This window comes from Halolamina sp., from assembly GCF_036626355.1.
GTDB lineage: Archaea > Halobacteriota > Halobacteria > Halobacteriales > Haloferacaceae > Halolamina.
Genome location: NZ_JAZKRY010000105.1, coordinates 1 through 8,829, shown reverse-complemented (window position 1 = coordinate 8,829; position 8,829 = coordinate 1). Strand labels below are relative to the sequence as shown.

9 protein-coding genes are annotated in these 8,829 nt (G+C 63.6%); 6 read left to right on the top strand and 3 right to left on the bottom strand.

Annotated elements, in window-relative coordinates:
- From V5A38_RS13440 to V5A38_RS13425, 4 genes are all read left to right on the top strand, one after another.
- On the top strand, window positions 1-379 hold a 379-nt coding region (locus tag V5A38_RS13440; protein ID WP_332326276.1), incomplete at its 5' end, for a S8 family serine peptidase.
- A 271-nt stretch (window positions 380-650) separates the two neighbouring features.
- On the top strand, window positions 651-1,247 hold the full coding sequence (locus V5A38_RS13435; RefSeq protein WP_332326275.1) for a TetR/AcrR family transcriptional regulator: 597 nt from the start codon (window positions 651-653) through the stop codon (window positions 1,245-1,247).
- Window positions 1,244-2,737 (top strand): MATE family efflux transporter, encoded by a 1,494-nt coding sequence (locus V5A38_RS13430; protein ID WP_332326274.1) that lies wholly within the window; start codon window positions 1,244-1,246, stop codon window positions 2,735-2,737. Before V5A38_RS13435 ends, V5A38_RS13430 begins: the two co-directional genes overlap by 4 nt.
- A 484-nt stretch (window positions 2,738-3,221) precedes the next feature.
- Entirely contained in the window at window positions 3,222-3,503 is a 282-nt protein-coding gene (locus tag V5A38_RS13425; protein ID WP_332326273.1) for a hypothetical protein, read from the top strand.
- Window positions 3,504-3,830: 327 nt separating this feature from the next.
- On the opposite strand, the gene V5A38_RS13420 is transcribed toward V5A38_RS13425, so the two are convergent.
- Window positions 3,831-5,264, bottom strand: a complete 1,434-nt coding sequence (locus V5A38_RS13420; protein WP_332326272.1) for a dihydrolipoyl dehydrogenase — start codon at window positions 5,262-5,264, stop codon at window positions 3,831-3,833.
- A 102-nt stretch (window positions 5,265-5,366) separates the two neighbouring features.
- Window positions 5,367-6,386 carry an NAD(P)/FAD-dependent oxidoreductase gene (locus V5A38_RS13415; protein ID WP_332326271.1) on the bottom strand — a complete coding sequence of 340 codons (1,020 nt, stop codon included), beginning with the start codon at window positions 6,384-6,386 and terminating at the stop codon, window positions 5,367-5,369.
- A gap of 191 nt (window positions 6,387-6,577) precedes the next feature.
- Between V5A38_RS13415 and V5A38_RS13410 the strand changes: the two genes are divergently transcribed.
- Window positions 6,578-7,294 (top strand): NAD(P)H-hydrate epimerase, encoded by a 717-nt coding sequence (locus tag V5A38_RS13410; RefSeq protein WP_332326270.1) that lies wholly within the window; start codon window positions 6,578-6,580, stop codon window positions 7,292-7,294.
- Window positions 7,295-7,767: 473 nt separating this feature from the next.
- Here the strand turns inward: V5A38_RS13410 and V5A38_RS13405 are convergent, their stop codons facing one another.
- Window positions 7,768-8,112 (bottom strand): thioredoxin family protein, encoded by a 345-nt coding sequence (locus V5A38_RS13405; protein ID WP_332326269.1) that lies wholly within the window; start codon window positions 8,110-8,112, stop codon window positions 7,768-7,770.
- Window positions 8,113-8,260: 148 nt separating this feature from the next.
- Here V5A38_RS13405 and V5A38_RS13400 point away from each other — a divergent pair, with 148 nt between their 5' ends.
- Entirely contained in the window at window positions 8,261-8,758 is a 498-nt protein-coding gene (locus tag V5A38_RS13400; protein WP_332326268.1) for a hypothetical protein, read from the top strand.
- The last annotated feature ends 71 nt before the right edge of the window (window positions 8,759-8,829 follow it).

Here is an 8,829-nt window from a genome sequence, read left to right as displayed (position 1 = left end):
CTTCGCTAGTCCAGCGTTCTACACGAACTACGGCACGAACGCCATCACGCTCGGCGCGCCGGGTGGCGACGCCGACCTCGGCGCTATCGGAACGGAGGTCCCGTGGTTCAACGACCTCGTGTTCAACACGGTGTTCACCTACGAGGACACCGACGGCGACGGCGAACCCGACACGCAGGTCCCCGCCTACGGCTGGAAGGCCGGCACCTCGATGGCCGCGCCGAACGTCGCCGGTGCCGCCGCGCTCGTCAAGAGCGCCAACCCGAACTACAACGCCAACCAGGTCGAGGCCGCGCTCAAGCGCGCTGCAGACGTCCCCGACGGGTACGACAAAGCGTTCTACGGGAGCGGGTATCTGAACATCCTCGACGCGCTGTAGGCGTCCCTTGCGCTGGATTACCCAGGGTCTTGCATGGGTGTTCTCACTACTCTCCGGAGGAACGCCAAACCAGTGTCCTCGTCTCCAGGGAAACGGACGTCCACCAGTAGAACGGGCCCCGGAGCGATCACGCCCTCGAGTTCAGGCGGACACAGCCGCGTCTTTGGAATAACTGTGGGAAGACTCCACTTCTCCGGTGACTCGATCTGCAACAACCTACGGAACGCTACGTTTTTCCCTGACTGGACAGTCTGACTAACCAGTCAGTCAGATGGTCTCCGAACAGACGACAGCCGACATTACCGACGCAACCTACCGCGCCCTCTGCAAACACGGCTACGCCGACGTCACGATGGAAGACATCGCTGCGGAGACCGAGCGCAGCAAATCCGCGCTCCATTATCACTACGACAGCAAACACGACCTGCTGTGCTCGTTCCTCGACGAACTGTTCGACTCCTTCACCGAGCGCCTGGAGAGCGTCGAAGCCGAAACCCCCCACGAGGGGCTGCTCGCGCTCATCGACGAGGTGCTCCGACCCGCCGAAGCGGACGGCCCGCCACGCGATTTCGAGATCGCGGTTCTCGAGATGAAGGCTCAGAGCCCCTACGACGAGACGTTCCGGGACCGGCTCGCGGAGTTCGACCAGAAGCTGACAGAACATATTGCGGGCCACCTCGCGGCGGGCGTCGAGGCAGGGGAGTTCCGCACCGACCTCGACGTCTCCGCGTCAGCGGACTTCCTCGTGACGGTCATCAACGGCGCCCATACCCGTAGCGTCGCCATCGGTCGGCCGGTTGAGGAGACCCGGGAGACGCTTGCGCGCCACATAGAGACAATGATCGCCGTCGAAGAGGACTCCCGGTGAGCCTGCGCGAGAGTCTCGGACGGCTGCGGGGGCTGTTCCAGCAGGCGTTCGACGACGAGGAGATCGACCTCACGACCGGCGGCATCGCCAAGCCGCTGTTCATCCTCGCGACGCCCATCGTCTTCACGAACCTGTTTCAGACCGCCTACAACCTCGCGGACACGTTCTGGGTCGGCCAGTACAGCACCGAAGCGCTGGCAGCCATCAGCTTCGCGTTCCCGATGGTGTTCCTGCTCATCTCGCTGGGGTTGGGGCTCTCTGTGGCGGGGAGCGTGATGGTCGCCCAGAACGTCGGCGCCGGCAAGGAGCGCGAGGCCGAGTACGCCGCCTCCCAGACGGTCGTGTTCTCGGTCATCGCCTCCATCATCCTCGGTGGGGTGGGCTACGTCCTCGTCGACGACCTGCTCAAGATCTTCGGCGCCGCGCCGGACGTCTACCCACTCGCCGTGGCGTATATGGAGGTCATCGCGGCCGGGCTGGTGTTCATGTTCGGCTTCCTGATGTTCATCTCGCTGATGCGGGGCTACGGCGACACGGTGACGCCGATGGTCGTGATGGCCCTCTCGGTCGTGGTCAACATCATCCTGGACCCGTTTCTCATCTTCGGGTTCCAGGCGAACCCGCTGTTCGAGATGCTGGGCGCGACCGGGCTCCAGAGCCAGCTCTTTGCCGCTACCGGCTACACGGGTGACGGCCTCCGCGGTGCCGCGATTGCGACCATCTTCTCCCGCGCGCTGGCGTTCATCGTCGGCCTGGGCATCATGTTCCGCGGGAACCGTGGCGTCCGCATCCGGTTAAGCGAGATGAGGCCCGACCTCCCGTTCGCCCGCCGGATCCTCAAAATCGGCCTGCCGGCTTCCGTCGAGGGGACTGGCCGGGCCATCTCGTTCAACCTCATGCTCATCGTCGTCGGGACGTTCGCGACGCCCGTCGTCGCCGCCTTCGGGATCGGGACGCGGGTGCTCTCGGTGGTGTTCATGCCGGCCATCGCGCTGGCCCGCGGCGTCGAGACCATGAGCGGCCAGAACATCGGCGCGGACAAGCCCGACCGGGCGGCCGAGACCACGTGGTTCGCGGGCAAGACCGTGTTCTTCATCCTCTCGGCCGTCGCCGTCCTCGCGTTCGTCTTCACCGAGCCAATCGTCGCCGTCTTCACCGAGAGCGCCGAAGTGACGGCCATCGGCGTTCGGTTCATGCGCTTTGTCGCGCCGACGTTCGGCTTCATGGGTGTCATGCGGGCGTACAACGGGAGCTTCCGCGGCGCCAGCAAGACGCTCACCGCTGCCACCATCTCGATTGGGGTGCTCGGGGTCTTCCGCATTCCGCTCGCGTGGGTGCTTTCGCGTGCCTACGGTCCGGACGGCATCTGGCTCTCGTTCGCCATCTCGAACGCGGTCGGCGCGATGGTCGCCTACGCCTGGTACCAGCGCGGGACGTGGCGCGATGCGGACGTGACGTTCGAACCTGGCGTGGTGGCGGGCGACGACTGACCGGCCCGGGCTGGCGGTCAGGGCGACGACTGACCGGCCCGGGCTGGCGGTCAGGGCGACGACTGAGTCAGCCGACCGGCGGGTGTCGACCGATACGCCGAAACGAGCCCCTGTGTTCGGCCCCGTCAGTTCGTGATACCACGGTGTCGCCAGCCTCCTTGACGTAGCGGGCACGCTGGAGCAGGCGGGGTATCGGCAGCAACTCGAAGAACTTCAGCTTGCGTGCGTCAGCGATTCATTCGTGGGTGGCCTCCGAGACGGAGGTGAGATCGCTGTCGATGAGCCTTGCGGCTGCGGAGCGACCGTCCTCCGGCAGTGGTGTTCGGTCTGTGGTTGCTTCTGGCAACTGCCTCATCAGCTGTTCCGCTGAGTTCGACGGTTGCACCACTTCGCCACGAACATTACCGAATCGTTCCAGCAGGATGGCCGGCTGGACGTCGTGGTAGTCCGACACCGGCTTGTTTCCGCAGCGTCGTATCCGCCTATGAGCGAGACGATCGAGGGTGACGTACTGCACGTGATTCCGCCTGAGGAGGTGGGTGAACACGAGATGGAGCCGCAGCTACAGTCGCTGGCGGAGGCGCGGTACGTGCTGGTCTGTCGCCGTGGCGGGCATCCGTCGATTTTCGGGCTGCTCTGGGCCTATCTCAAGCGTGACCCCATCGAGGCGGTGACGGTCGTCACGGAACAGGCCGCCGAGGAAGGCGACAGCATCTCGCTCACCGTCGAGGAAACGGCGATGGCCGGCGTCTACACGACTGAGTAGTGTCACGTCAGCCGAACGCTTCTGTCATCCGGGGAGAAACCTCCGGCGAACCGACGCGCCGCCGAGTTCATTCTCGAGGAGAACGTTCCCGGCCGTAGTAGCGGGTTGGACCGACGAGACGCCCAACTCCATACGCGTCTCTCGGACTCCCTCGCAGTACGGACAGTCCTCGGCCTGGTAACGTTCGAGCATCTCGGGGGTCGCAGGGAAACCCCGGCCAGAACGGGGAGCCAGCTCATCGGGGGTCCGAGAACAGGACGAATCCGACACCAGAGAGGCTGTGACGCTCGCCTCGCTGGGCCGGCGTCGAAGTTAGTCGATTACTCCCTACTGGTGTTGGTGTTCGCCATCACCCCGGCTGAACTGACCCGAGAACGCGCGCTGGACAACTTCCGGCAGCGCTGGGTGGATGTGGATGGCGTTGCGGATGTCCTGGACGGTCCCTGTCCCGGCTTTCATCGCCACGACGACCTCCTGAATGAGCGTCGAGGCGTCCGGTCCGATGATGTGACAGCCGAGGATTTCGCCCTCAAGATCGATGAGCACTTTCACGAACCCATCGGCGTTCATCGCGTCGCCACGCGCGGTGTTTTCGTACCGGTAGGTGTTCGTCGCGTAGTCGTGACCCTCCGAGCGGAGCTCCGCTTCCGGTGTGCCGACCCCTGCGACCTCCGGGGAGGCGAACACGGCGAACGGCATCGCAGTGTAGTCGACCGGTTCAGGCTCGCCCCCGAAGATGTTCCGTGCGACTGCTCGGGCCTCGTGGTTCGCGCTGTGTTTCAGGAGGTACTCGCCGACGATGTCGCCGAGCGCCCAGATGCCGTCGACGTCGGTCTCGAGATAGTCGTCGGTCTCGACGAAGCCGCGATCGTCCGTCTCGACACCGGTCGCGTCGAGGTTCAGCGTATCCGTGTTGGGGACCCGTCCCGCTGCGACGAGCAGTTCGTCCCCGGTCGCGGTGACTCGCTCCGCGTCTTCGAGGAGACCCCCATCCTCGCCGTACTCGTACTGCCGCGCCTCGACGGTCACAGCGCCGTCCTCCTCGGAGACCGCAGTGGCCGCATGGCCCGTGTGGACCGTGAACCGGTCGGCGTAGCGGTCGGTGAACGCCTCCGCGACCTCGTCGTCTGCCTGTGGCAGCAGGCTCGGACGGCGACCGATGATCGTCACCTCGGACCCGAACGTGCCGAAGAAATGGCCGAGTTCGGCGGCGATGTAGCCGCCGCCGACGATGACGAGGTGGTCCGGTCGGTGCTCCAGTTCGAGCGCATCGGTGCTCGTCAGGTAGTCGACCTGCGTGATACCATCGATATCCGGAATCGACGGGCGTGTGCCGGCAGCGAGCAGGATGGTGTCTGCCTGGAGACGTGCACCGACGTCCTCGCCCTCGGAGATTTCGATCGTCCGTTCGTCGACGAACCGACCCTCTCCCTCGAACAGGTCGTGTTGGGGAGACGAGCGCAGTCCGCGGCGGATCGATTCCGCGTCTTCCTGTACCTCCTCGGTGACCTCCCGAACGATGTCCGCGAACTCCACTCCGTGTACGTCCGCGTCAATGTGGAACTCGTCGGCCCGTTCGACGGTCTCGAGCACGTCAGCATGATACAACAGGTGTTTCGACGGGATACAGCCGCGGTTGAGACACGTTCCGCCGAGGGGCCCCTTCTCGACTACCGCAACCGACTGCCCCTGGTTCGCCGCGACGTTCGCCACGTCGAGACCCGAGCCTGAGCCGATAACGAGAAAATCAAACTGCTCCATACAAGGCGGTTGAACGCGCCTACTTATGAAACACAGACTACCTCGGAGTAACTGCCCGGTGCCCGCCCCGACTCCATCGGGGACGAGGGCTACCGGGTCCACTCAGTCGTAGGTGTGGAAGTCGACGGCCTGTTCGAGGAGATCGTCGGGGATTCCCGGGACCTCTTCGGAGCGAACCGGCCCCGCCTCGTCGACGATCTCCGGCTCCCGCGGGAAATCACGAAGCCCGAAGTGGATGGAGATTCCTGCTTTCGCCCCTTCCGCGAGCGCGATCGGGACCTGGTTATGCCCCGGTGTGAGGTCCCCGACTGCATACACTTCGTCGACGGAGGTCTGACCGTGGTCATCGACGTCGACGGTCCCGTCGTCGTTGCTGTCACAGCCGAGTTCCCGTGCCAGCCCGTTGTTATACTCCGCACCGTACATCGCGAAGCCGCCCTTGTACTCCCGGACCGTGCCGTCCTCGAACTCCATGGCTTGCAGCCACCCGTCGGCGCCGTTCTGGATGCCAGTGACGTCATCGTGGATCACGTCGATGGGGTGGTTCTGGAGCATCGCCGCTGTTTCCTCGCTCCACGCGGGCTCCTCACCCCGTGTGAGGAGGTCAACCTCGTCGGTGAAGTTCAGCATGATCGCTGCAACGTGAGCAGCGCTCTCTGCGTGTCCCATCACGTAGACGGACTTGTCGACGAACATGTGGGCGTCACAGTGCAGGCAGTAGTGGAGGCCGCGACCCGTTCGGGGGAGCGGGGGGTCCGGTCGAACGTCGTTGAACCCGGTCGCCAGCACGACGTAGTCGGCCCGGTAGGTAGCGTTGTTGCCGTACAGCTCGATTCGGTCGTCGTCGGTCCGGTGACAGGACGTGAGCATATCCCGGTGCAGCTCACAGCCGTACTCCTCGAGCTGGTCCTTCCCGATACCGAGGTACTCGTTGCCGCTCGTCTCTTCCCGGACGCCGATGAGGTTGTGAACCTCCTGCATCATCGCGGCTCGCCCGCCTCCACGGTCGACCAGTGCCGTCCGATGGCCGAGACGCGTGCTGTACAGGGCCGCCGTCTGGCCGGCCGGCCCGCCACCCACGACGACGACTTCGTACTCGTCAACTGAGGTATCAGCTTCCATACAGCGACAGTGGCGTGCAGATACAAAAAATGTGACTCAGTTAGGAGATACTCACACAATATCGATCGACTGGCTGCTGTCGCGACCAGCGTGTTCGTCATCGCCATCGCCGCCGTGGGCGACGAGGAACTCGCGGCGTTGCGAGACTCCTCCAGCATGGACATTTACTGTTAGCCGGATAACTGAGCTGTATGGACCACTCACCGTTCGAAACGCCCGCCGGTGTTGCAGTCACCGCCGTGACCGCCGACGAGATGCGGGCCGTCGATCGTGTCGCCGTCGAGGATGTCGGAATCCACCTCCTGCAGATGATGGAGAACGCCGGGCGGACGCTCGCAGAACACGGCCGTCGGGTCGGGGACGGCTCCGCACTCGTAGTTGCCGGAAACGGGGGCAACGGTGGCGGCGGCTTGGCCTGCGCCCGACATCTCGTGAACCACGAAGTGACCGTCACGGTCGTCCTGGACCGCGACCCGAGCGAGTTGTCTGGGGTCACAGCCAAGCAGTACCGGATTCTCGACGAGATGGGGGTTCCAGTCGGAGTCGGCCCCGATGGCATCGCCGACACGACGGCGTCCGTCGCGGTGGACGCGCTTATCGGCTACGGGCTCACCGGCACGGTGCGTGAACCGGTGGACGAGATGATCCAGACACTGAACCAGCGCCGGACACCGGTTGTCTCTCTGGATGTTCCATCAGGTATCGATGCGACGACTGGCGAGCCCAAGGAAGGGGCGGTCGAACCGGATCGGGTCGTCACGTTGGCGCTCCCGAAAACGGGACTCACGTCTCGCGATGACCCCGTCGTTCTGGCTGACATCAGCGTTCCTCGGACTGTGTACGAGCGCCTGGATATCGAGTACGAATCGCCTTTCGAGAACAGCTACTGGGTTGAGCTCCGACGGTAACTGCTCAGTAATCAGATAACCTGGGTCTCGGCGAGCCTTCATTACGATGTAAACCCATGTTCACGTATGGCACACGACCACGACGAGGAACACGAATGCGGAATGTGTGGACAGACGTTCGACACTGAGGAGGAGCTAACGATACACGCCGAGGAAGAACACGACGTGGGTGACTGATACTGCCGGACAGTACGATACAACCATCGCTCGCCGTGAATCGGCCGTCACCTCGTGTGATGGTTAGAGACTGGTGAGGGAGTCGTTATTGTCTTCTGTCCGGCAGTATGAGTAGTCGGACTGTCGGACAGTCGTCGCATAGTCGGCTTCGCCGTCGTCCACGTCGTCGACGGACTCGTTCTCGGTGCGTGGCTGGGCTACGGCGCGCTCGGCTAACGGGGTTCCTGCTGTTTCGGTTACGCGAGCCTCATCAGCCTCGGCGCTTCGAGTGTAACCGGTGTTCGACGAAGAGTGACTCAGTAAAGCAGCGGTTCGAGTTCCTGTTTCTCCTGGACGCCCGTGCGCCGGCCGATGACATCTCCGTCGTGGATTCCGAGAAACGTTGGTATCGACTCCACGTCGTACCGGAACGCAACGAGTGAGAGCTCCTCGACGTTTACTTTCACGACGGCCCCCTCGGTCTCGGTCGCGAGTTCCTCGACCGTCGGCGTCATCATCTGACAGGGACCACACCAGTCCGCGTAGAATTCGACGAGGACGCGCTCCTCGGAGTCAACGACCCGGTCGAACGTCTCCTCGTCTGTGATCTCCCTCGCTGGAGCGGCTGACTGCTCGGTTGACCCGGCCGGGTTCTCTCCCATAGGGGCTCTTTGCTCTCTACCGTGTTAAGTAGTATCTCACCAACATGTAACGTCGTTACGAACACATCACCTACCCGGCATCGGTTCGAGAGTAAACAGTCCCGAAACTGGGGCCTTATTACTGTCTACGATGAATCATCCGGAGGTAATGGATTCGTCACAGCCGGTACGCCGGTGGGCCACCAGCAACCTCGGTAGTCTCGGGTTCGTGCTGGCGTTGCTCGTCGCCCTCATCCACCTGTTCCACCCCCAGCGTGGTCTGTTCCGACTCGTCTTACTCGTCAGAAGCGGGAATGCATCGTTGCTTGTTACCGACCCTCGACCGGTGGCGTTCGTCCTGTCGGCGATCGCGATCTTGCTCGGCATTCAGCTTGTTGTGGCCGACGTCGCCCGCAAACGTGTCTACCTTCTCGGGATGGCGCTCATGGCCACCTACTTCGTGGGCTACTTCACGTGGCATCTGTCGGGCCACGGTGGCTTCCTCCCCGGCCGGAAACCGCTGTATCATGGGCTCCACCCCCTCGAGGCGGTGGTCTCCCATCTCGTAGACTCGTCACTGGCCGCGGTGGCCAAACTCGCCGAAGCGACGCTGTTCATCGTCCTCTCGGCGCTCTATCGGCGGGAATCGTACGAGCGTCAGCGCTAATGTCCGCCCTTGACTCATAGTGATTACTGCGAATCGTGTCATCGACGGTGTCGAACGCCGCCGGGTCAGGG